The sequence below is a fragment of the Sphingomonas sp. P4_G2 genome, assembly GCF_056401155.1.
This window is the reverse complement of record NZ_JBFUJY010000003.1, coordinates 170,808-192,678: the sequence shown is the minus strand read 5'-3', so window position 1 is coordinate 192,678 and position 21,871 is coordinate 170,808. Positions and strand designations below refer to the sequence as shown.

Below are 21,871 nucleotides of genomic sequence, written 5' to 3'. Positions count from 1 at the left end.
CTGGGCATCGCCGCGCTGGCATCTTCCGCGATGGCGGGGCAGGGTGGAACAATGACGCCGCTCTCGGATCCCATCGTCATCGGCCATCGCGGCGCAAGCGGCGAACGTCCAGAGCACACGCTGGCGAGCTACAATCTGGCGATCGACGAGGGCGCCGATTTCATCGAGCCCGATCTCGTCCTGACCAAGGACAATGTCTTCGTCGCGCGGCACGAGAACGACATTACCGGCACCACCGACGTCGCCGACCACCCCGAATTCGCCAGCCGCAAGACGACCAGGCTGATCGATGGGGAAAGCCATACCGGCTGGTTCACCGAGGATTTCACCCTCGCCGAGCTCAAGACCTTGCGGGCCAAGGAGCGCCTGCCGCAATTGCGCCCGGCCAATGCCGCGTACGACGGCAAATTCGACATCCCGACGCTTGCCGAGATCATCGCTTTGGCGAAGAAGCGGTCGAAAGAGGTCGGCCGCACGATCGGCATCTATCCCGAAACCAAGCACCCGACCTATTTCGCCTCGATCGGCAAGCCGATGGAGCGCCAATTGGTCGCCGAACTCAAAAAGGCGGGCTGGGATTCGGCTGATGCCCCGGTGTTCATCCAGAGCTTCGAGGTGAACAACCTCAAGCTGCTCCATTCGATCACCAAGATCCGCCTGATCCAGCTGATGGATTCGACCGGCGGCCCCGCCGATAAGGCCGCGCCAAGCTATGCCGCGATGATCACGCCGGCGGGGCTGAAGGCGGTCGCCGCTTATGCCTGGGGGATCGGACCCAACAAGGACATGGTCGACAAGGGCGAAGGCGCGCCGTCGGCACTGGTCGCCGATGCCCATGCCGCCGGGCTGCGCGTGCATGTCTGGACATTCCGCGCGGAGAACTTCTTCCTGCCGGCCTCGCTCAGGAAAGGCATCGATCCCCGCGCGCATGGCGATGTCGACACGGCGATCCGGCGCCAGCTTGCGGCGGGCATCGATGGCTTTTTCACCGATTTTCCGCTAATTGGCGTCAAAGCGCGTGCTGCCTATCGGGCCGGCGCGGGCAAATGATCCTTGGGGACGAGTAGATGCGTAAGATCCTGATTGCCGCCGCGGCTGCCTTGCCGCTCCTGACCGGCGGGTGCCTCGCCAAGACCGCGGTCGATGTCGTGACCTTGCCGGTCAAGGCGACGGGCAAGGCGGTCGACTGGACCACCACCAGCCAGTCGGAAGCCGACCGCAATTACGGCCGCAAGATGCGCAAGCAGGAAGCCCGCGAGGGCGCCGCGCGCAAGAAGGCCGCGGAGGCGTGCAAGAAAGACCCGTCGCAATGCGGCACCTATGACGGCTACCGCGCGGGCGACCCGGCGCCGCAGAACTGAGGAAGTTCAAGCCCCTCCCCTTCAGGCGTTCCGGGTCGGTTGTGCCCCCGGCACAACCTGAACAGTCCGGGGGACTGTTCACCCGGAACGGGGTTGGGGTGGGGCAGTCACGGGCGAAGCGCTCTGCGAGGCATCCCCCACCCCCTACCCCTCCCCTAAAGGGGGAGGGGCTTGAATTGATTTCGTCCCCTTTTCTCCCCCCAACACCCCCGCAACCGCGCGCAGCGTTTCCGGGTGCATCTGCACCCCCATATGGCTGCTGACGATCTCGATCTCGCGGCATTGCGGGTCGTGGCACAAATGGCCGTTGACCAGCCCGTCGCTGGCCGACCAGATCGCGGTCGACGGCACCGGCAGCGGTAGCGCGATCTCCTCGCGGCGGGCGACGACGTCGGGCGAATCGACCTTTTCGCCGGTCAGCCATTCGAACGCGCGCCAGACATTGGTCGCGTGCGGATCGCCGGCGAACGGCGAGCTGACGGTGATCACCTCGCGCACCATGTCGGGCGCACGATGCGCCAGGAAGCGCGCCATGATCCCGCCCAGGCTGACCCCGATCAACGTCACCGGCGCGCCGGCGTCGCGATGATAGGCCTCCAACCGCGCGAGCAGTTTCTCGCCTTCCGATCCGATCGCCTTGGCGCCGCGATTGCGCCCCAGCCGCCAGCCTTCGACGCGATAGCCGAGCGCAGTCAGATAGCGCTTCATCACCACGTTCGACCGGTCCGAATTGAACAGGCCGGGCAGCAGCATGATCGGCCGCCCGTCGCCCGCCGGCGCCTTCATCAGCTCGGGCCATTCGACCGGGATGCGCGCTATCGTTCCCACCATTCGGGGGAATTCCGCCGCCCATTGCGCCTTGCTCGGCGGGGTCAGAACCATGCCATCACGTCGATCGGAAAAGGTGTCCATACGCCTACTCTCACGCCTGCCGCTCTAAGCGCGCCACCGGTCCATTCGTTGCATGTCCGGATCGCGCTGTACGATCCGCGGCCGTCATAGAAGACGTCGTTGACGTCGTACCCGCCCGCGACCTTGCCGCCCGGCCCGCGGCTGGCGCGGATATAAGCGACCAGCCGGCGATATTGCTCCTCGCTCAGCACGATCGCGCGGGTGTCGGGCGCGAGCGGCGGCTCGTCGACATGCTCGACATGGAGCACGGTGCGCGTGCTGCCGGTCGCGGCGCGCAGCACGGTGAGCGGATGGACGTCGCTCCAGGTCGGCGTCTCGACATAGAAGGCGCGATCGCCCCAGCCGACCGCGACCCAGCCGAACCGGGCATAGCGCGGATCGGCGATGTCGCCGGCCGGGAAATCCTGGCTCCAGTCGATCCCGGCGGCGCGGACCGGCAGCACCAGCCCGGTATGGATGCCATTATCCTCGACCAGGATACGCACGCCCTGCGCTGGCGGTGTCCAGCCGGCATTGGCCGGGATCGACCCGCCGACCAGACCCGCCGTGACATAGGCCAGGACGACGAAGATCAGCGCTCGGCCGAACCATCCCAGGACGCTCGAGGCGCGCGACACGATTTCTTTCCCCACGGTCGTCGTGATAGATGGTTTCAATGGCAACTGAAACGCACGTTCTTGATTCTCCGCCGCCCGGTGCCGCGTCCGACTGGACGATTCCGCAGGATTGGCAGCATTATACGCCGGAGGAGCACGCCACCTGGGATACGCTCTTCGCGCGCCAGGCGAAATTGCTCCCCGGCCGCGCATCCGAAGCCTATCTGCGCGGGCTCGACGTGCTCAAGCTCAGCAAGCCCGGCATCCCCGATTTCGAGGAATTGTCCGAGCGGCTGATGAAGCTGACCGGATGGCAAGTCGTCGCCGTCCCCGGCCTCGTCCCCGATGCCGTGTTCTTCGACCATATGGCCAATCGCCGCTTCGTCGCGGGCAATTTCATCCGCCGCCCCGACCAGCTCGATTATCTCCAGGAACCCGACGTCTTCCACGACGTGTTCGGCCATGTGCCGATGCTCGCCGACCCGGTGTTCGCCGATTATCTTGCCGTCTATGGCCAGGGCGGGCAGCGCGCCTTGGGGCTGGACGCGCTCAAATATCTCGGCCGGCTCTATTGGTACACGGTCGAATTCGGCCTGATCGCCGAGCCCGAGGGCCTGCGCATCTACGGCTCGGGGATCGTGTCGAGCTATGCCGAAAGCCAGTTCGCGCTCGACGATCCCAGCCCCAACCGGATCGGCTTCGATCTCGCGCGGGTGATGGGGACCGAATATCGGATCGACGATTTCCAGCAGAATTATTTCGTCATCCCGAGCTTCGAGGAATTGCTCCGCGTGACGGTGGAGACCGACTTCGCCCCGCTTTACGAACGACTGAAGGCGCAGCCTGACATTCCGATCGCGGCGATCCTGCCCGAGGACAATGTCATGACCCGCGGTACCCAGGACTATGCGCGGGGCAAGGGACCGGCGATCGTTGGCTAAATCGCCCTACGGACTCTGGATAGCTCTGATAGCCTTCGCGGTGGGTTGTGTTGTCCTGGTCCGCGCACAGCCCGTCGACCCTCCGCACTTGGCCGGGCTTGCACCCGGCGATTGCTGGTTCCGTGCTCAAGGCGTCAAGATGTTCTATGGCGAGCCGCGTTGCTACCGAACTCTGCCGCAACGCAGGATCTGTGGCGTGTGGATGCCGGGCTTCGAGCAATCCTTGTTTCTGCACGACGTCGCCGACCTCTCGGCGGTGCGGGCCATTCACTACGAGGATTTACCCTGGTTGGAAGTCGCCAATGGCGCGACCGGATTGCCGACGACAAACGACATCATGAGCCACCGTGCAGCCTACAGGCTTTGCTTTGTCGGGCGAGAGTCGGATTACTATGGCGCTTATGGCCATATGGGGATGTCGCGGACCGGCGTGTTGTTGGAAAAGGTTGAGATCATCCAGGAAATACCCATTCCCGCTGCGCTGAAATTTACCCCGCCCGTCGGCAATTAACTCACCGGATGCTCGCGGAAGCATTCGCCGGCATAGCGCTTGGTGTCTTCCTGTGACGGGCCGGTCATCAGCTCGCCGACGCTCTTGTTGGCGATCAATTTGTCGGCGACGCAGCCGCAGACGACCGAGAAGTCCTTGGTCGAGCCCGACGTCTTCTGCGCGCCTTCCTGGCATTGCGCGATGAACTTGGGCCGGAACGAATCGACGAACCCCTTGTCGAAGCTCGAACTCGAATTGCCGGCGGGACCGCCGCCGCTGCAGCCGGCGAGGATCAGCATGGCCAGGGTCAGCGGAACAGCACGAGTCATAAATCCCCCTTCGAGAATCAGATATCCAATGCCCAGCCGTCCCGGCCCTTGGGATCGAACGGCCTGGTCGGCACATAGCGGACCCTGCCGGCTTCGAGCTTCAGGATCGTCCAGTCGCCGCGCCGGTCGGTCTGTAGCAGAGTGCAACCGCAAGCGGCATAGGCTTCAACCACTTGATCGCGCTGCGTTTCGAGTAGCCCCGCCAGCACGATCGTCGCGCCCGGCGTCGCGACCGCCGCGAGTTCGGGCGCCATCGAGACGAGCGGCCCGGCGAGCACATTGGCGATGATCAGATCATAAGGCGCGGCCGCGGTGATCGCATCGTCGAGCGCGCCGTCGGCGACGATCAGCTCGACGCCGGCAATCGCGTTCGCCTCGGCATTCTCGCGCGTCACGTCGATCGCCATCGGGTCGATATCGGTCGCCATCACCCGCGCCTCGGGCCACAGATGCCGCGCGGCAAAGGCGAGCAGGCCGGTGCCGGTGCCGATATCGATGATATTGGCGAAGCGCCGCTCGGCCATCGCGTCGAGCATCTTCAGACAGCCCGAGGTGGTGGCATGGTGCCCGGTGCCGAACGCGCGCCCGGCATCGATCAGGAAAGCGCGCCCGCCCGCCGGCGGATCGATCGGATGCGCGCTGGTGTGGACGACGAAGCGGCCTTCGCGGATCGGCTCGAGCCCGGCCTGGCTCAACGTCACCCAATCCTCGTCATAGAGCGGCTCGACCAGCGGCGCGACATCGGCCGCGCTCGGCACCAGCGCGCGGATCGCCGCGATCATCGCCGCGTCGGGCTCGGCCTCGCTATAGGCATCGAGCCGCCAGCGCTCGACATCGTCCTCGACTTCCTCGGTCGTCATCAGCACCGCGTCGATCGCGATCTCGGCGGCATCGATCGCCTCGGCCTCGGCGCGCGTGCACGGCAGGGTCAGCCGCCAGCTGTCGATCGTGCGCTCCGCCTCAACGGACATAGCTGGCCCCGTTCACGTCGATCACCGCGCCGGTCATCGACGGCGGTGCGGAGGTCGCGAGATAGGCGACCGCATTGGCGATTTCTTCCGGATCGGCGACGCGCCCGAGCGGGATATCGGCGAGCAATTTATCGCCGCCGCGGCTCGACAGATACTCCTCGGCCATGCCGGTCATGGTGAAACCCGGACAGACCGCGAAAGCGAGGATGCCCTGGGCGGCGTAGCCGCGCGCGATCGACTTGGTCATCGCCACCATGCCCGCCTTGGACGCGGCATAATGCCAGTGCTGGGGACTGTCGCCGCGATAGGCGGCACGGCTGGCGACGTTGACGATCCGGCCGCCCGATTGGCGCTTTTGCCAATGCCGAACCGCGAACCGGCACAATTCGGCGCTCGCGGTCAGGTTGATCCGCATCGTGCGCTCCCAGCCGGCGACCCAGTCGTCGTCACCAAGGTCGATCGGATTGCCCTCGAACACCCCGGCATTGTTGATCACGACGTCGATGCTGCCGAGTTCGGCCAACGCCTTGTCCCACAATTGGCGCGGGCCGGCGGGGTCGGCGAAATCGGCGGCGATGCCGCTCGCGGTGCCGTGCCCGATCAGGCGGATGCCGTCGCCGGCGGAAAGAACCTGCGCGATCGCAGCACCGATGCCGCGGCTGCTGCCGGTCAGGAGGATGTTGGTCATGGGGTCGCGATTACGGGGTGCATCCGCGGCCGGCAATGCCTCCGAGGTGGGGGGCTGATTCAAATTCTTCGCGAGGCCGGGATGGGGTGAGGAGCCAAACCGGACATCGCCTCCAGCCCGGCTTATGGGACGTTCTTTCCCTTCTGATCGATCAGCACGGCTTGTTGCCATCGGCTCGGCGCCTTGTCGGTGCGATGGATGCAGCCGACCCAGCAACAGGGTCGCTTCTTCCCCTCCAGCAATTCTTCGCAGGTTCGCCCGATGCGGCGTTGGCGCGTCGCCGGCTGCTTCGCATCATCGACCCAGCAGATGAACTCGTTGCGACCGATCGGCGTCAGGCCTTCCCACAGCGCAAAGAGTTCGGGATCCGATCGCAGCGCTGCTTGCAGGTCGTCCGCTGCTTCGTGGACAGTGCCGTGCGGAAAAGCGTTCGCCACGAGACCTCCAGCCAATGCCACCGACCGCCCAATTCATCGACGCCGCATAGAGCGGCAGCCTCCGAGCTTGCCTGCTGGATAACGGAATGTCCATGATCGGGTCGTTAACGGTCTGACCGCTCTCGGATCGGGCCTACAGCACGCGAACGTCTGAGACTGGGTGGGAAACGGACATTGACCGCATGGGGTCCGACTGTAGTTTCTCCAGATGTCGACAGCTTACCTCTTCCGCTTTGGCTACGAGTCTCCCCACCAGTTTCGCATCAACCGCGCACTTGGGACCGATGACGAGTCGAGCGCAGCGTTTTGGATCGCAGGTGCGTCTGAACAGGAGGCTGTCAGATGGGGCCAATCTGTAGCCGACCGATTTGTGGCATGGTTGTTCGAGGAGGCTGGCGACGAAGGCTATTCGTGGCATGAAGGCCAGTTCGCGAACTGGATAGAGACAGAGCCAAGCGAGCTGGCAGCATGTCATGCGGCTAAACTGCCTGTCGTTGTGGTAGGCAAGGAGCCATCATTCGAGGCATTGGCAGGCTAATTGCCAACGTCCACAATGGGGTCGTTTGCCAACAGACGGCTTTTCAATTGGTTTCTACCTAGTTTGCCCTAGGTTGGGGGCTCAAATAAGCCGTTGTTCTTAAGGCGTTCCATTTCCATAACCCGTCATCCCAGCGAAAGCTGGGATCTCAAGCGGCATCGCGCCACTGCCAGAGACCAACATCGGGTCGGATCGTCCCCCAGACGATCCTTGAGCATGCGGGGCATGCTCAACCCGATGTTCTTTCGCTGGGGTGACGGGAGGATTCCACGGGGATGACGACAGAATATGAGTCCCCGACCTAGCCCCTCCACCAAGCAACTTTGCGTCTTGGAATCCATCCCGTGCCGGGGAGGGAATTAGCGGATCAGGCCGCCACGCTCGTCGAAAACTGGTCGGCCGCGTCTTTCAGCCCGCCCAGCCGGTCGTCGACATCGCTGACGTCGCTGGCCAGCGCGCCCATTTCGGCGGCGACGGCTTCGGTGTCTTCGCGGATCGTGGCGATGGTGTTCGACATCGAATCGGCGGCAAGCGCGGTTTCGTCGACTGCGGCAGTGATCGCGGTCACCGTCTGCGCCTGCGATTCCATCGCGAACCGGATGCGCGACGCCGATTCCTGCACCTCGGCGACAGTCGCCTTGATGCTGGCATTGGTATCGACGGTCGATCGGGTGGCGGACTGGATCGCGGCGATCTTGGCGGCGATGTCGTCGGTCGCCCGCGCGGTCTGGTTGGCCAGGCTCTTCACTTCCTGTGCGACCACCGCGAAGCCACGCCCGGCATCGCCGGCGCGCGCAGCTTCGATCGTGGCGTTGAGCGCGAGCAGATTGGTCTGACCGGCAATGTCGCGAATCAGCCCCAGGATCGATTCGATCGACTTGGCGTGATCGCTGAGCGCACCGCTGGTCTCGACCGCCTGGCCAGCCTGCGAGCTGGCGCGGGTGGCGATTTCGGCCGCCGCTTCGACTTCGGTCCGGGCATCCTCGATCGCGCGGATCAGTCCAGCGGCGGTCTGCGCCGCCTCGCGCATCGCCACCGCCGATTGTTCGGCCGCGGCCGCCACTTCGGCGGTCTTGTCGAGCATGCCTTGCGCCGAATTGGAGGTGCGCGCCGCCTGGCCGCGAATCTTGTTGCCGAGTTGCGCGGTGCCTTCGATCGACGCCGCGATCGATTCGCGGAATTTGTGCGAACTTTCCAGCCGCGCTTCCTGCGCGCGCGTGCTGACCAGATGGCTGATATAGCTCGTCAGCAAATGCGTCTCGACCAGGGACACGCGCTGCATCACATCGGCATAACGCGCCATGCGCACGCCATCCTGGGCGCACGCTTCCCCGATGATGCGCAACGTCGCCTGGTGCGCCGCGGCCAGCGAGGAGAGCAACGGCGCGAGCGGGACGCCGGCCTGGTCGGCGTCGCGGGCATGCGCGCAGGCCATCGCTTTCCAGTCGCGGCCGAGCGGATGCTCGAACTTGGCGCGCATATAGACGACGCTGCCGGCGATCTGCGCGTCGAACTTCTCCGGCGTGTAATAAGCGCGGACGTGCGCGGTCGCGGGATGCGCGACATAATGATCCCAGAAGACGCGGCAGATGTCGTGATAATGCGGTTCGACGATCGGCACGATTTCCGCGCAGATCGGCGCGACCTGACCATCCCAGTCGAACGGCGGCAGGTCGCGCTTGAGCGCCTGGCGCAATTCGTCGGGCCAAACGACCGGCGGAGTTTCTCCCACGTTATCCTCTCCTGGATTCATGCCGCTACCTTGGCGACGAAGTCGCTGGCGCTGGCTTTGAGCTGCCCGAGCTGACCGTCGAGCGAATCGAATCCCTTGCCGACGCCATCGATTTCGTTGGCGACGGCTTCGGTGTCCTCGCGGATCGTGGCGATGGTGTTCGACATCGAATCGGCGGCAAGCGCGGTTTCGTCGACCGCGGCGGTGATCGCGGTCACCGTCTGCGCCTGCGCTTCCATCGCGAAGCGGATGCGGTTGGCGCTTTCCTGCACTTCGGCGACGGTGGTCTTGATCGACGCATTGGTGTCGACGGTCGATCGGGTGGCGGACTGGATCGCGGCGATCTTGGCGGCGATATCGTCGGTCGCGCGCGCGGTCTGGTTGGCCAGGCTCTTCACTTCCTGCGCCACCACCGCGAAGCCGCGGCCGGCGTCACCGGCGCGCGCCGCCTCGATCGTCGCGTTGAGCGCGAGCAAATTGGTCTGGCCGGCAATGTCGCGAATCAGCCCCAGGATCGATTCGATCGACTTGGCATGATCGCTGAGCGCGCCGCTGGTCTCGACCGCCTGGCCAGCTTGCGAGCTGGCGCGGGTGGCGATCTCGGCCGCCGCCTCGACTTCGGTCCGGGCATCCTCGATCGCGCGGATCAATCCCGCCGCGGTCTGTGCCGCCTCGCGCATCGCCACGGCCGATTGCTCGGCCGCGGCCGCGACTTCGGCGGTCTTGTCGATCATGCCGCGCGCCGATCCCGAACTGCGAGCAGCCTGGTCGCGCAACGTCGCGCCTTCGCTGGTCGCGCGCTCGACCATCGCGGCGATGCCGTCGCGGAATTCGACCGACAGCCGGTCGCGCGCGCCCTGTGCCCGATGCTCGCGATAGGAATTATAGATATCGACGGTGATCTCGCCCTCGAGCGCGGAGAGCCGCATCAGGGTGTCGAGCAGCATCGGCAGGCGGGGATCGTCGCGATCGATTCGTGCCACCATCACGCCCAACGCGGCGCGGTCGCTGGCGGAGATCATCGACAGCAATGCCATTGGCGACACATCGGCGGAAAACGCCGCGGCGACCGAGCGCTCGATCGACTCGACCCAGGCGCGGCCCGACGTGTCGAGGAAGCGGTTGCGCAGAAAGTCGCAGCCGATGTCGATCATCTTCTGCGTCTCGTGCGTCGCCCAGATCCGCTCGTCGGCGAAGCACCGCAGCCATTGCTGCCAATAAGCTTCGGAAATAGCGTGGATTTCTGGCTCGAGCACGGCCCAGGCCTCGCGGCTCGACGCGGCGAGCGTGCCGTCGAAGTCGAACACCCTCAACCGCGCGCGAAGGTCGATCTTCGCGGCGATGGCGCCGGGGACGGGCAAGTCATGCGTGCTCAACGATTTTTCTCCGCCTTACCGGCCGCTGGGAGGAATTAGCCGGTCGGACGCCAGAGCTAGCGCGTACTTGGTTAAGGCAGGGTTAGGATGGGGGAGGGGGAGATACCACCAGATTGGATCTATCTGCCCTCTCCCGTTCACGGGAGAGGGTTGGGTGAGGGTCTTCTTTCTTCTAAAATCCTGCGCATGCGACCCGTCCGCCGTCAGATAAGCGAACACGCCTCCCAACTCCGCCGCGACCGAACCGACGCGGAGGAAAAGTTCTGGCAAGCCGCCCGCAACCGCCAGATCGACGGGTTCAAATTCCGCTTCCAGCACAGCCTGCTGCCGTACATCGCCGACTTCGCCTGCTTGGAGGCGATGTTGATCGTCGAGATCGATGGCGGGCAACATAGCGAAGCACGTGACGCCAAGCGGACGGCCTTCCTCGAATCCGAAGGTTTCGAGATTCTCCGCTTCTGGAACAATGACGTTTTGAGCAACTTGGACGGCGTTATTCACGTCGTTCGCGAAACGCTGATCCGCCGGATTCAAGAACAAGAAGACCCTCACCCTCCCACCGCCTGACGGCGGCGGGCCCCTCCCTCTCCCGCAAGCGGGAGAGGGGAAGTCGCGCGCTTCCGTCGCGAGGAGTCCCATTTGCCCTCTCCCGCTTGCGGGTGCACCGGGTCGGTCATGCCCCCGGCATGACCTGAACAGCGCGGGGCGCTGTTCACCCGGTGCAGGTTGGGTGAGAGTCTTCTTCTTTCTCCTTCTTTCTTCTTTCTCATCCCTCCGATCGAAGAATTAGGAAGAGCGCGAGAGAGGGGATTTAGGTGCTAGCCCCACCCTTGCATCCCGACGCTCCGGGGCTAAGAGGGCGCAGCGCTTTCGCAGGGGACTTTACTTGGCCACGCCGTCCAAACCCGACCGCCCGATTTCGCCCCACCTGACGCATTATCGGTGGGGTCCGCACATGCTGGTGTCGATCCTTCACCGCGCCACCGGCGACGGTCTCGCCATCGTCGGCGGATTGCTGTTCACTTGCTGGCTGGCGGCGCTTGGCGGCGGCAAGGAAAGCTACGACTGGTTCGTGTCGTGGTTCTCGGGCGGCTATTGGAGCGTCCTCGGCTATGTGCTCGGCGTCGGGCTCAGCTGGTCGCTGTTCCAGCATATGATGAGCGGCATCCGGCACTTCTTCCTCGATGCCGGCGCCGGCTATGAGCTCAAGACCAACAAGACCGGATCGATCCTGACGATCGTCTTCTCGATCCTCATCACTCTTCTGTTCTGGGGCGTGCTGCTCAAGGACGTCATCCTCGGAGTCGCCAAATAATGGGCCAGGGCACCGAACTCGGCCGCGTTCGCGGTCTCGGCAGCGCCAAGGAAGGCGCGCATCATTGGTGGCGCCAGCGCATCACCGCGGGATCGAACCTGTTCCTGTTGATCTGGTTCATGATCTCGCTAACCCGGCTCGGCGGGTTCGATTTTGAGACCGTCCATGCCTGGATCGCCTCGGCCTGGGTCGCGGTACCGCTTATCCTGCTGGTCATCTCGACCTGCTGGCATGCGCGGCTAGGGCTGCAGGTGCTGATCGAAGACTATCAGCACGACGAAAGCCGCGTCGTGACGATCGTCCTGATCGAATTCTTCCTCGCGGTGATCGCGGTCACCGCCATTTTCTCGATCCTGCGCGCGGCGCTGGCGGGGGCGTAATGAGCGACAGCTACAAGATCATCGATCACACCTATGACGCCATCGTGGTGGGCGCGGGCGGCTCCGGCCTGCGCGCGACCATGGGCGTCGCCGAAAGCGGCCTCAAGACCGCCTGCATCACCAAGGTGTTCCCGACCCGCAGCCACACCGTCGCGGCACAAGGCGGCATCGCCGCCAGCCTGGGCAATATGGGTCCCGATCACTGGACCTGGCACATGTTCGACACCGTCAAGGGCTCGGACTGGCTCGGCGACCAGGATGCGATCGAGTACATGGTGCGCGAGGCGCCGGCCGCGGTCTACGAACTCGAACATGCCGGCGTGCCGTTCAGCCGGACCGATGCGGGCAAGATCTATCAGCGCCCGTTCGGCGGCATGATGCAGAATATGGGCGAAGGCCCGCCCGCGCAGCGCACCTGCGCCGCGGCCGACCGCACCGGCCATGCCATGCTCCACGCGCTCTATCAGCAGAGCCTGAAGTACGACGCCGATTTCTACATCGAATATTTCGCGCTCGACCTGATCATGGAAGGCGGCGAGTGCAAGGGCGTGATCGCGCTCTGCATGGAAGACGGCTCGATCCACCGCTTCCGCAGCCATGCCACCGTGCTGGCGACCGGCGGCTATGGCCGCGTCTATCAATCGGCGACCAGCGCCCATACCTGCACCGGCGACGGCGGCGGCATGGTGCTGCGTGCCGGGCTCCCCTTGCAGGACATGGAGTTCGTCCAGTTCCACCCGACCGGCATCTACGGCGCCGGCGTGCTGATCACCGAAGGCGCGCGCGGTGAAGGCGGCTATCTGACCAATTCCGAAGGCGAGCGTTTCATGGAACGCTATGCTCCCTCGGCCAAGGACCTGGCCAGCCGCGACGTCGTCGCGCGCTCGATGGCCGCCGAGATCCGCGAAGGCCGCGGCGTCGGCGCCAACAAGGACCATATCTACCTGCATCTGGATCATATCGATCCCAAGGTGCTGCACGAGCGGCTTCCCGGCATCACCGAGACCGGCAAGATTTTCGCCGGCGTCGACCTGACCCGCCAGCCGCTGCCGGTCACGCCGACCGTCCATTACAATATGGGCGGCATTCCGACCAATTATCATGGTGAAGTCGTCCATCTTAAGGACGGCGATCCCGATGCGGTCGTCCCCGGCCTGTTCGCGGTCGGCGAAGCGGCCTGCGTCTCGGTCCATGGCGCCAACCGCCTTGGCTCGAACTCGCTGATCGACCTCGTCGTGTTCGGCCGCGCCACCGGCAAGCGCATCGCCGAGATCATCCGCAAGGATTCGAAGCACGGCACCGTCGTGACCGCCGCCGACGACCAGGCGATCGAACGGCTCGACCATTTCCGCAACGCCAAGGGCGCCAAGCCGACCGCGGAGATCCGCGCCGACATGCAGCGCACGATGCAGAAGCATTGCGCCGTGTTCCGCGACACCGCGTTGCTCGACGAAGGCGTCGGGCATATGGACGTGGTCTACAAATCGCTCGCCGATGTCGCCATCACCGACCGCTCGCTGATTTGGAACACCGATCTGGTCGAGACGCTCGAGCTCGATAATCTGCTCGGCCAGGCCGTCGTCACCATCCGCGGCGCATCGAACCGAAAAGAGAGCCGCGGCGCGCACATGCACGAGGATTTCCCCGAGCGCGACGACAAGAATTGGATGAAGCACACCATCGCGACGTTCGACGGCTGGGGCGGCAAGGGCGGCAGCGTGACGCTCGATTACCGCCCGGTCCACGACTACACGCTGACCGACGATATCGACTATATCAAGCCGAAGAAGCGGGTTTACTGATGCGCAAAAGCCCTCTCCCGTTTACGGGAGAGGGTTGGGTGAGGGTCTTCTTTCTTCTTCCATGCGTGTGTCGAAACAGAAGAAGACAGAAGACCCTCACCTTCCCACCGCCTTACGGCGGCGGGCCCCTCCCTCTCCCGCAGGCGGGAGAGGGGTTCACAGGCCAACGCCATATCTCCGCGCTGGCGTCCACCACTCCGCGGGTCTAGGAAATGCTCGCCTTGCCGCCCCCTGCTCTATCCTTCGGAGAGTCGTCCATGCGCCTGCCGCTTCGCCTTCTTCCCCTTTCGCTCGCCCTGATCGCGGTCCCCGCCGTCGCGGCGCTGTCGACCGGTGCCGCCGCGCCCGATTTCACCACGCGCGGCGCGATCAACGGCAAGGTCTTCCGCCTGCATCTGGCCGATCAGCTCAAGAAGGGGCCGGTCGTGCTCTATTTCTTCCCGGCCGCCTATACGTCGGGCTGCAATGCCGAGGCGCACGAATTCTCCGAACATATCGATGAGTTCAAGGCCGCCGGCGCGACGGTGATCGGCATGTCGACCGACGCGGTGCCGACCCTGGTCAAATTCTCGACCGAGAAATGCGCCGGCAAATTCCCGGTGGCGAGCGCGGGGCCGCGCATCGTCAGCGCCTATGACGTCGCGCTCGGCAAGCAGTTCACCGATCCCAAGACCGGCAAGGCGCGCGACATCACCAACCGCACCAGCTACGTGATCGGCCGCGACGGCAAGATCAGGTTCGTCCATTCGGACCTGTCGTACGTCGACCACGTCAAACTGACGCTGGATGCGGTCAAGGCGCTTAAATAGGGTCTTTGCAGCTTCGCTGAGACGGTGCCGTCGTTGTCACAAAGGCGGATAGGTAGTCACACGCAACGGCTACCTATCCGATAGGTTCGCAAACGCGATCTTAGCCTATCGCGGCTAGGACTTTGCCATCGCCCAGGTGCGATTTTGGCAAGGGAGCGGACGGTGGCGAGCGCCGTAGAAAATTCATCCAAGGCGTCGGATCGGCTCTATGCAGCGATCGGCGAATTCCTCGCGCGGCACCGCCTGAGCGTCGATCCGGCGCATTACGCCTTTGCCCACAAAGTGTTGAGCGATCCACGCGGGCCGCTGGCCGCCGCGGTCGCGCGGATAACCGATGGCGGTGTGCGGCTGAGCTCGCGCGATATCGAGGAGCTTGGCGGCAGGGCGGTGATGGGGGCCCCGGCGACCGCCGGCGGCGATTCGGCGCCCACCCTCAAGTCGCCGCCGCAGCTCACCGTCGTCGCCGACAACACCAAGGCCCAATCGCTGGTCGCGCGCGCGCAGATGCAGGTCGAGGATTTCGGCGACACGGTGCGGGCGATGCATGCCGATGCGCGCGGGTTCGGCCAGGATCTGCGCGCCTCGCGCGACGCGATCCGCGATGCGCGCGATGCCCGCGACGGCAGCGCGATCGATGAGGTGGTGCGCATGGCGAGCTCGATGCTCGACCGCGTCTCCTCGGCCGAGGCCAGATTGCAGGAAGCGACCCACGAGGCCGATCGGCTGCGCCACGAACTCGAGCAAGCACGCGACGATGCGCGCCGCGACCCGCTGACCGGCCTGCCCAATCGCCGCGCGTTCGAGGACGCCTTTGCCGCGGCCGTCGCCGACGGTGCCAATATCTGCATCGCGATCTGCGACGTCGACAAGTTCAAGTCGGTCAATGACCGGTTCGGCCATGCGGTCGGCGATCGCGTGCTGAAAGCGATCGCCGAAGCGTTGCGTGTGGGCTGCGACGAGCATCTCGTCGCGCGTTTTGGTGGCGAGGAATTCGTCGTGATGTTCACCGGCCTGACCCCGGCCGACGCCTTGTCGACGCTCGAGGGCGCGCGCGCCGCGGTCGCCGCCAAACGCTATCGCCTGCGCGAAACCGACGCGCCGCTGGGCGCGGTCACTTTCTCCGCCGGCCTGACTCAGGTCGCGCCGGAGGACACGATCGGCTCCGCCATGGGCCGTGCCGACCGCCTGCTCTACGCCGCCAAGGAAGACGGCCGCAATTGTATCCAATCGGGTCAGTGATACTCACCGACATATAGCGCAAAGTGCGATTTCATTGCGGTAAAAACCGCCATTGCACGCTTTCCGAAAATTACGAATCCAGCATTATCAATAGCTTATAAAACTGGCACGCTCCCTGCAATTCAGTCGGCATGGTCGTCGGATGGTCCGATAGCCATCCACAATAGGGAGTTAAGATCATGTCGGTTCGTTTCGCTTCGGCTCAGCAGGTTGCGGTTTCGGTGTTCAGCGCGCTCGTCTGCACGATGGTTCTCGTCAACGCCGCCACCTCGTTCGTCCCGGTCGCCTGACCGGGACGCACCCCTCCGCGGCGAGCGGGAGGGGGAGGCAAGCCAGCTCGCCAACCGGCGGCCGCGATAGGGCGGCCGCGCCGGGGCCGGGAAACGGCCCCTTCTTTTTATCTAGCGTCCGAGCAGGAAGGTCAGCGGGATATCGACCCGCGCCTGCCAGGCGCGCTCGCTATGCTCCGCGCCGGGAAACGCCCGGCTGACCCAGCCACCGCCGCGCGGCCCCGCCGCCCCATCGAGCTTGCGTTGGAACGGTTCGATCGATCCGTCATTGGTCCCGGTGCCATAATCGAAATAGAGCCGCGCGGTCCTGGGCGGCAGATGCGCTTCGAACCAGCGTTCGGCGAACCCGTCGCCGATCGGCCACGAGGTCGACAGGCACGCCGCCGCGCCGAACACTTTGGGATAGCGCACGACGGCATAGGCCGAGATCAGCCCGCCCATGCTCGACCCCATCAGCATGGTGTTTTGGGGGCCGTGTAACGTGCGATAGCGGCGATCGATCAGCGGCTTGAGCTCGGTCGCGAGGAAATTGACGTACGCGTCGCCGACGATCCTGGCACGTTCGACCGGCAGCTTCTTGAACAGGTCGGCCGAGGCCGGATCGCCCTTCGCCCCCAGCGCTGGCACCGCGGCTTGCGGCATATATTCGCCCAGCCGATTGTCGGTGTTCCACACCGCGACCAGGATCGCCGGCCGCACTTTGTTGGCCGCGATCAGCCGGTCGAGCGCGCGATGCACTTCCCAGCTCTTGCCCGAAAAGGGCGAAGGCGTGTCGTACACATTCTGCCCGTCGTGGAGGTAGAGCACGGGGTAGCGTTGCTTCGAGGTCGCGTAACCGGGCGGCAGCCAGATCTGCACGGTTCGCGCGGGCACCAGCTTGGACTGGACGGTGATCGGCGGCTGCAACCCGTCGGTAGGATCGCCGAGGGCCGGGGCGGTGACAAATGCCAGGACGAAAGCGATGAACAGGCGGATCATCCGCGCATTGACCGCGTAACCGCCTCTGTCGTCAACCTATTCCGCCGCCAGCGCTTCCTGCCGTTCCTGCGCCTGGCGTGCCCACATATCGGCATAGAGGCCGTCCTTGCGCAGCAGCTCGGCATGCGTGCCGCGCTCGGCGACCAGGCCGTTGTCGAGCACGACGATCTGGTCGGCATGGACCACGGTCGACAGGCGATGCGCGATGACGATCGTCGTGCGCCCGCGCTCGATCGCCTGGAGCGTGCCGAGGATCTCGGCCTCGGTACGGCTGTCCAGCGCGCTGGTCGCCTCGTCGAGGATCAGGATCGGCGGGTCCTTGAGCAGGGTTCGCGCGATCGCCACGCGCTGCTTCTCGCCGCCCGATAATTTCAGGCCGCGTTCGCCGACTCGCGTCTCGTACTGGTCGGGCTGGCGCTCGATGAAGCCGGCGATCGCCGCGCCCTTGGCGGCGCGCACGATCTCCTCTTCGCCAGCGCCTTCGCGGCCATAAGCGATATTGTAGCCGATCGTGTCGTTGAACAGCACCGTGTCCTGCGGGACGATGCCGATCGCGGCGCGCAGGCTGGCTTGCGTGACCGTGCTGATATCCTGGCCGTCGATCGTGACCCGCCCGCCGGTCAGATCGTAGAAGCGGTACATCAGCCGCGCGAGCGTCGACTTGCCCGCGCCCGAGGGGCCGACCACCGCGAGTGTCTTGCCCGCCGGAATGTCGAGATCGATGCCCTTCAGGATGTCGCGCCCCGGCTCATAGCCGAAATGCACATCCTCGAACCGGATATGCCCGCGGTCGATATTGAGCGGCAGCGCGCCGGGCGCATCGACGATTTCGGCGCCGGTATCGAGCAGGTCGAACATCGCCGCCATGTCGACCACGCCCTGGCGGATCGTGCGATAGACCATGCCGAGCAGGTCGAGCGGGCGGAACAATTGGGTCAGCAAGGTCGAGACGAACACGACGTCGCCGGGCGAGAAGCGGCCATGCGCCCAACCCCAGGCGATGAACACCATCCCGCCGCCGAGCATCAAATTGGTGACGAACGCCTGGCCGATATTGAGCCAGGCCAGGCTGTTCTCGCTCTTGACCGCGGCATTGGCATAGGCGCCGACCGCGGCCTCGTAACGCCTCGCTTCGCGTTCCTCGGCGCCGAAATACTTGACCGTCTCGAAGTTGAGCAGCGAGTCGACCGCATGCGCCACGGCGCCGGTGTCGAGATCGTTCATCCGCGTGCGCAGCGCATTGCGCCAATCGGTCACGATGCGCGTGAACCCGATATAGACGACGATCATCACCAACGTCGCCACGTCCAGCCACAAGCCGAAATTCGACCAGAAAATCTGCATGACGAAGCAGAGTTCGAGCAGGGTCGGCGCGATGTTGAACAGCAGGAAATAGAGCATCGTGTCGATGCTCTTGGTGCCGCGCTCAACCACCTTGGTCACTGCCCCGGTGCGCCGTTCGAGATGGAAGCGCAGCGACAGTCGGTGGAGGTGGCGGAAGACGGTGGCGGCGAGTTGTCTGGTCGCCTCCTGGCCGACGCGCTCGAACACGACGTTGCGCAGATTGTCGAACACGACGCCCGACAGCCGCCCGGCGGCATAGCCGATCACCATCAGCATGACGAATTGCGGGACGTTGGCGACGCCCCAATCGTTGCGCCCGGACATCGCATTGACCGCGTAGCGAAGCGCATAGGCCGTGACATAGACCTGCACCACCTTCGACAGGACGACGAAGGTCATCGCGATGACGATGCGTATCTTGAGCCCCGGCGCATCGGCGGGCCACAGATAAGGGAGGAAGCGCCGAAGCGTCGGGATCAGCGGGCGATCCTTGGTCGGCGGGAGTTCGGTGGGCGGCATCGCCGCTTTATGTAGGGTGCCGCGGGCAATCAGGGAACCGTCGTCATGCGCCAGGGATTATAGGCGCGACGGAGGAAGACATGGGTTCTGTATTCTACGTCATCGCGATCATGGGCTGCGGCGATGGCCAGACGCAATGCGCGCAGCAGCGGATCGAGCCGGTCCGTTATTATAGTGCGGCGCAATGCCGGGCAGCGATGCCGGCGGCGCTGATCCGCAACACCGATATCGACTATCCGACGATCACCGCGGCGTGCCGCCAGGTCGGCCAGTCGATGGCGGACAATAGCAAGGCGCAAGCGCGCCGCAGCTAAGCTGGCGCGGACTTCACCGCACCGGTAATGATGGCCCAGGCATAGGCCAGGGGACATCATGCGCAGGATTATCGGGACCATTATCGGGCTGGTGCTCGCCATCGCGCTGATCGATGGTGCGTGGGAGCTCGCCGAACGCAGGTTCCCCGCCGCGATCCCGGCCGACGCCAGCGACCGGGAGATGCTTGCGCGCTTCGTCATGGCGATGCCGCTCGCCGGCCAGGCGATCATCGCCGCGGGCTGGCTGCTCGCCGGTCTGGTTGGCGCGTTTGCGGCGCTGCGGATCGGCCAATGGCGGCCCGGCGGATGGATCGTCGCTCTCGTACTGGTCGCCGACGGCGTCTGGAACCTGACCCAGCTGACCCAACCTTTGTGGTTACAGGGTGCCACCCTGATCCTGCCCATCGCCGGTATGTGGCTCGCCGAGTGGCATTTTCACCGCGCGCGGCCGGGCGATCCGCTTATCAACTAGCGCCGACAATATGGGTTGTTGGCCCTGCACCGTGTTCCTGCGAAAGCAGGAACCCAGGGCCATGGAGTACGCCGCTACCCTGGGCTCCTGCTTTCGCAGGAGCACGGTCTAATCAACCAATTCGGCATCCGCACCGCGGCGGATCGGCAGCGACCAGCGGATCTGGTCGCGCAGCATCGCCTCGAGATCCTCGGCGCCGACATTGTGCGCGGCGGCGCGTTTTCTGAGCAAGGTCAGCAACAGCCCTGCGCGCGTCGGCGGCGGTGCCGGCTCGGCGCGGCCACGCTGCAGGGTACGCGCGAACTTTACGGACAACAGGGTCATATTGGGTAAGTTAGGCTGCCCGGCTTGCAGAGTCCTGACCGGACACCCTTTACGCACGGCTAACTACGTGGCCGCGCCCACAAATCCGGATCGCGCGGCACCGCGGGATAGAGCCGGTTGCGCTGCACGGCCTGACCGAGCGCCCGCGCGATCCAGCCGATCTTGGCGGCGGCCGAGGTGCCGGCGCGATGGTCCCAGGCATGGTCGCCGCGCGCGACCACTTCGCGCCCGATCGCGCCATAGATGCCCGCCGCCGCCAGCACGGCCCAGGCCGACCGCAGGCCAAGCCGCCGCGTGCCGACGCGCGCGCTCGCCTCGAACGCCGCCGCCCGCTCGACCAGGCGTCGCGCCAGCACGGCCAGGCGGGGACGGAAAGGCGGCTTCATATGCTGGCCGGGCGGCATGTCCATCTCGACCAGCCATTCCTCGGGCAGGTAACAGCGCCCGCCGCGGTCATCCTCTTCGATATCGCGCGCGATATTGGACAGCTGGAACGCCATGCCGAGGTCGCAGGCGCGGTCGAGCGTGTCCTCGTCGTCGGGCGACACTCCCATCGCCACCGCCATCATGCAGCCGACCGCGCCGGCGACGTGATAGCAATAATGATAGAGATCGTTTTCGTTGCGCGGTCCCCACTCCTCGAGGTCAAGCCGGAAACCCTCGATCAGATCATGCGCGAAGCGATGCGGCAGCCGCGTCTCCGCCGCGACGATGCGGAGCGCGTCGAACGCCGGGTCGCCGACCGTCTCGCCGGCCAGCGCGGCATCGGTCAGGCGGCGGATCAACGCGAGCCGCGCGGCGGGATCGGGGACGGCGGACAAATCACGGCCAAATTCCTGTCCGTCGGCGAGGTCGTCGCAGCGCCGGCACCAGGCGTAGAGCAGCCAGGCATGCTCGCGGGTCTTGCGGTCGAACAGCAAGGAGGCAGCGGCGAAACTCTTCGATCCGCGGGCGATCGACTCGTGCGCCGTGGCGACGATCGCCGCGCGGCTGGGAAGATCGCCGCTCGCGCTCACGTCCCCAACCGGTCGCGTCGAACGAAGGATCGGACGGTCACAGGTCCTTCGCGCCGATCTGTCCGATCGTGGTGGCCGGTTGAAACGCCGCCATCTTGTCGAGCAAGTCGCCCAACCTGGTCGCGACGATCAGCAGTCCCTGGTGCTGCGGCCGGACGAAGCCGACCCGCGCCATTGTCTCCCAGAATTCGATCAAGCCGTCATAATAGCCGTCGAGGTTGAGCAGCCCGACCGGCTTGGCGTGATAGCCGATCTGCGCCCAGCTCAGCGCTTCCCACAATTCGTCCATCGTGCCCGTCCCGCCGGGCAAGGTGACGAAGCCGTCGGACAGATCGGTGAACGCCTGCTTCCTCTGGTGCATCGTGCCGACGACATGGAGCTCGGTCAGGCCCTTATGCGCGACCTCGGCCGCGACGAGCGCTTCGGGAATGATGCCGATCACTTCGCCGCCCGCGGCCAGCGCCGAATCGGCGATCGCACCCATCAGCCCCAGCCGTCCGCCGCCATAGACGACGCCGATCCCGCGCTCGGCGAGCGTGCGGCCGACCTCGCGGGCGTTGTCGATGTAGCGCGGGTCGCTTGGGGAAGCGGAGCCGCAATAGACGGCGAGACGGTTCATAGATCCTCCCCGTTTACGGGGAGGGGGACCAAGGCGCGCAGCGACTTGGTGGAGGGGGCGGGCCACAAGGGATTCCGAG

At 65.2% G+C, this 21,871-nt stretch carries 25 protein-coding genes; 12 read left to right on the top strand and 13 right to left on the bottom strand.

Going from position 1 to position 21,871, the window contains the following annotated elements:
• Nucleotides 1-30 precede the first annotated feature (30 nt).
• Entirely contained in the window at nucleotides 31-1,050 is a 1,020-nt protein-coding gene (locus AC1DRD_RS10500; protein WP_478041548.1) for a glycerophosphodiester phosphodiesterase, read from the top strand.
• Between the two features lie 17 nt (nucleotides 1,051-1,067).
• On the top strand, nucleotides 1,068-1,361 hold the full coding sequence (locus tag AC1DRD_RS10495; protein WP_478041342.1) for a hypothetical protein: 294 nt from the start codon (nucleotides 1,068-1,070) through the stop codon (nucleotides 1,359-1,361).
• A gap of 144 nt (nucleotides 1,362-1,505) precedes the next feature.
• On the opposite strand, the gene AC1DRD_RS10490 is transcribed toward AC1DRD_RS10495, so the two are convergent.
• Together AC1DRD_RS10490 and AC1DRD_RS10485 are read right to left on the bottom strand one after the other, a co-directional pair.
• Nucleotides 1,506-2,243, bottom strand: coding sequence for a lipase family alpha/beta hydrolase (locus AC1DRD_RS10490; RefSeq protein ID WP_478041341.1), 738 nt, complete (start codon nucleotides 2,241-2,243; stop codon nucleotides 1,506-1,508).
• A complete protein-coding gene (locus AC1DRD_RS10485) occupies nucleotides 2,234-2,890 on the bottom strand; it encodes a TIGR02117 family protein (protein WP_478041340.1) in 657 nt (218 codons plus the stop codon). Before AC1DRD_RS10485 ends, AC1DRD_RS10490 begins: the two co-directional genes overlap by 10 nt.
• Before the next feature lie 38 nt (nucleotides 2,891-2,928).
• On the opposite strand from AC1DRD_RS10485, the gene phhA reads away from it, so the two are divergent.
• Both phhA and AC1DRD_RS10475 read left to right on the top strand, forming a co-directional pair.
• Nucleotides 2,929-3,810 carry a phenylalanine 4-monooxygenase gene (phhA, locus tag AC1DRD_RS10480; RefSeq protein ID WP_478041339.1) on the top strand — a complete coding sequence of 294 codons (882 nt, stop codon included), beginning with the start codon at nucleotides 2,929-2,931 and terminating at the stop codon, nucleotides 3,808-3,810.
• Nucleotides 3,811-3,949: 139 nt separating this feature from the next.
• The gene (locus AC1DRD_RS10475) at nucleotides 3,950-4,321 is read left to right on the top strand and encodes a hypothetical protein (protein WP_478032359.1); all 372 of its coding nucleotides are present in this window, start codon (nucleotides 3,950-3,952) and stop codon (nucleotides 4,319-4,321) included.
• Here the strand turns inward: AC1DRD_RS10475 and AC1DRD_RS10470 are convergent.
• The 6 genes from AC1DRD_RS10470 to AC1DRD_RS10445 form a co-directional block, all read right to left on the bottom strand.
• Nucleotides 4,318-4,629 (bottom strand): hypothetical protein, encoded by a 312-nt coding sequence (locus tag AC1DRD_RS10470; RefSeq protein ID WP_478032360.1) that lies wholly within the window; start codon nucleotides 4,627-4,629, stop codon nucleotides 4,318-4,320. The genes AC1DRD_RS10475 and AC1DRD_RS10470 overlap by 4 nt on opposite strands.
• Before the next feature lie 17 nt (nucleotides 4,630-4,646).
• Nucleotides 4,647-5,600 carry a 50S ribosomal protein L11 methyltransferase gene (locus AC1DRD_RS10465; protein WP_478032361.1) on the bottom strand — a complete coding sequence of 318 codons (954 nt, stop codon included), beginning with the start codon at nucleotides 5,598-5,600 and terminating at the stop codon, nucleotides 4,647-4,649.
• Nucleotides 5,590-6,288 (bottom strand): SDR family NAD(P)-dependent oxidoreductase, encoded by a 699-nt coding sequence (locus AC1DRD_RS10460; protein WP_478032363.1) that lies wholly within the window; start codon nucleotides 6,286-6,288, stop codon nucleotides 5,590-5,592. The genes AC1DRD_RS10465 and AC1DRD_RS10460 overlap by 11 nt, the downstream gene beginning before the upstream one ends.
• 122 nt (nucleotides 6,289-6,410) lie before the next feature.
• Nucleotides 6,411-6,725: a YdeI/OmpD-associated family protein gene (locus tag AC1DRD_RS10455; protein WP_478032364.1), complete on the bottom strand. Its 315-nt coding sequence runs from the start codon at nucleotides 6,723-6,725 to the stop codon at nucleotides 6,411-6,413.
• Between the two features lie 905 nt (nucleotides 6,726-7,630).
• On the bottom strand, nucleotides 7,631-8,995 hold the full coding sequence (locus AC1DRD_RS10450) for a methyl-accepting chemotaxis protein (protein ID WP_478041338.1): 1,365 nt from the start codon (nucleotides 8,993-8,995) through the stop codon (nucleotides 7,631-7,633).
• Between the two features lie 17 nt (nucleotides 8,996-9,012).
• A complete protein-coding gene (locus AC1DRD_RS10445; RefSeq protein ID WP_478041547.1) occupies nucleotides 9,013-10,356 on the bottom strand; it encodes a methyl-accepting chemotaxis protein in 1,344 nt (447 codons plus the stop codon).
• Between the two features lie 165 nt (nucleotides 10,357-10,521).
• On the opposite strand from AC1DRD_RS10445, the gene AC1DRD_RS10440 reads away from it, so the two are divergent.
• The 6 genes from AC1DRD_RS10440 (at nucleotide 10,522) to AC1DRD_RS10415 (ending at nucleotide 15,916) form a co-directional block, all read left to right on the top strand.
• Nucleotides 10,522-10,938: an endonuclease domain-containing protein gene (locus AC1DRD_RS10440; RefSeq protein WP_478041337.1), complete on the top strand. Its 417-nt coding sequence runs from the start codon at nucleotides 10,522-10,524 to the stop codon at nucleotides 10,936-10,938.
• A gap of 388 nt (nucleotides 10,939-11,326) precedes the next feature.
• Nucleotides 11,327-11,686, top strand: coding sequence for a succinate dehydrogenase, cytochrome b556 subunit (gene sdhC / locus AC1DRD_RS10435; protein ID WP_478041336.1), 360 nt, complete (start codon nucleotides 11,327-11,329; stop codon nucleotides 11,684-11,686).
• On the top strand, nucleotides 11,686-12,066 hold the full coding sequence (gene sdhD / locus AC1DRD_RS10430; RefSeq protein WP_478032370.1) for a succinate dehydrogenase, hydrophobic membrane anchor protein: 381 nt from the start codon (nucleotides 11,686-11,688) through the stop codon (nucleotides 12,064-12,066). Before sdhC ends, sdhD begins: the two co-directional genes overlap by 1 nt.
• Nucleotides 12,066-13,868 carry a succinate dehydrogenase flavoprotein subunit gene (gene sdhA / locus AC1DRD_RS10425; protein WP_478041335.1) on the top strand — a complete coding sequence of 601 codons (1,803 nt, stop codon included), beginning with the start codon at nucleotides 12,066-12,068 and terminating at the stop codon, nucleotides 13,866-13,868. Before sdhD ends, sdhA begins: the two co-directional genes overlap by 1 nt.
• Before the next feature lie 257 nt (nucleotides 13,869-14,125).
• A complete protein-coding gene (locus AC1DRD_RS10420) occupies nucleotides 14,126-14,677 on the top strand; it encodes a peroxiredoxin (RefSeq protein WP_478032372.1) in 552 nt (183 codons plus the stop codon).
• 162 nt (nucleotides 14,678-14,839) lie between these two features.
• Nucleotides 14,840-15,916, top strand: coding sequence for a GGDEF domain-containing protein (locus tag AC1DRD_RS10415; RefSeq protein WP_478041334.1), 1,077 nt, complete (start codon nucleotides 14,840-14,842; stop codon nucleotides 15,914-15,916).
• Nucleotides 15,917-16,317: 401 nt separating this feature from the next.
• Here the strand turns inward: AC1DRD_RS10415 and AC1DRD_RS10410 are convergent, their stop codons facing one another.
• Nucleotides 16,318-17,184, bottom strand: a complete 867-nt coding sequence (locus AC1DRD_RS10410; protein WP_478041333.1) for an alpha/beta hydrolase — start codon at nucleotides 17,182-17,184, stop codon at nucleotides 16,318-16,320.
• Between the two features lie 36 nt (nucleotides 17,185-17,220).
• Nucleotides 17,221-19,047, bottom strand: a complete 1,827-nt coding sequence (locus AC1DRD_RS10405; RefSeq protein WP_478041332.1) for an ABCB family ABC transporter ATP-binding protein/permease — start codon at nucleotides 19,045-19,047, stop codon at nucleotides 17,221-17,223.
• Between the two features lie 80 nt (nucleotides 19,048-19,127).
• On the opposite strand from AC1DRD_RS10405, the gene AC1DRD_RS10400 reads away from it, so the two are divergent.
• Nucleotides 19,128-19,361: a hypothetical protein gene (locus AC1DRD_RS10400; RefSeq protein ID WP_066827762.1), complete on the top strand. Its 234-nt coding sequence runs from the start codon at nucleotides 19,128-19,130 to the stop codon at nucleotides 19,359-19,361.
• Nucleotides 19,362-19,419: 58 nt separating this feature from the next.
• Nucleotides 19,420-19,833: a hypothetical protein gene (locus AC1DRD_RS10395; RefSeq protein WP_478041331.1), complete on the top strand. Its 414-nt coding sequence runs from the start codon at nucleotides 19,420-19,422 to the stop codon at nucleotides 19,831-19,833.
• Nucleotides 19,834-19,941: 108 nt separating this feature from the next.
• On the opposite strand, the gene AC1DRD_RS10390 is transcribed toward AC1DRD_RS10395, so the two are convergent.
• The 3 genes from AC1DRD_RS10390 to AC1DRD_RS10380 are packed head-to-tail and all read right to left on the bottom strand — an operon-like array spanning nucleotide 19,942 to nucleotide 21,792.
• Nucleotides 19,942-20,157 carry a hypothetical protein gene (locus tag AC1DRD_RS10390; RefSeq protein ID WP_478041330.1) on the bottom strand — a complete coding sequence of 72 codons (216 nt, stop codon included), beginning with the start codon at nucleotides 20,155-20,157 and terminating at the stop codon, nucleotides 19,942-19,944.
• Nucleotides 20,158-20,216: 59 nt separating this feature from the next.
• The gene (locus AC1DRD_RS10385) at nucleotides 20,217-21,173 is read right to left on the bottom strand and encodes a phytoene/squalene synthase family protein (RefSeq protein ID WP_478041329.1); all 957 of its coding nucleotides are present in this window, start codon (nucleotides 21,171-21,173) and stop codon (nucleotides 20,217-20,219) included.
• A gap of 37 nt (nucleotides 21,174-21,210) precedes the next feature.
• The gene (locus tag AC1DRD_RS10380; RefSeq protein ID WP_478041328.1) at nucleotides 21,211-21,792 is read right to left on the bottom strand and encodes an LOG family protein; all 582 of its coding nucleotides are present in this window, start codon (nucleotides 21,790-21,792) and stop codon (nucleotides 21,211-21,213) included.
• Between the last annotated feature and the right edge of the window lie 79 nt (nucleotides 21,793-21,871).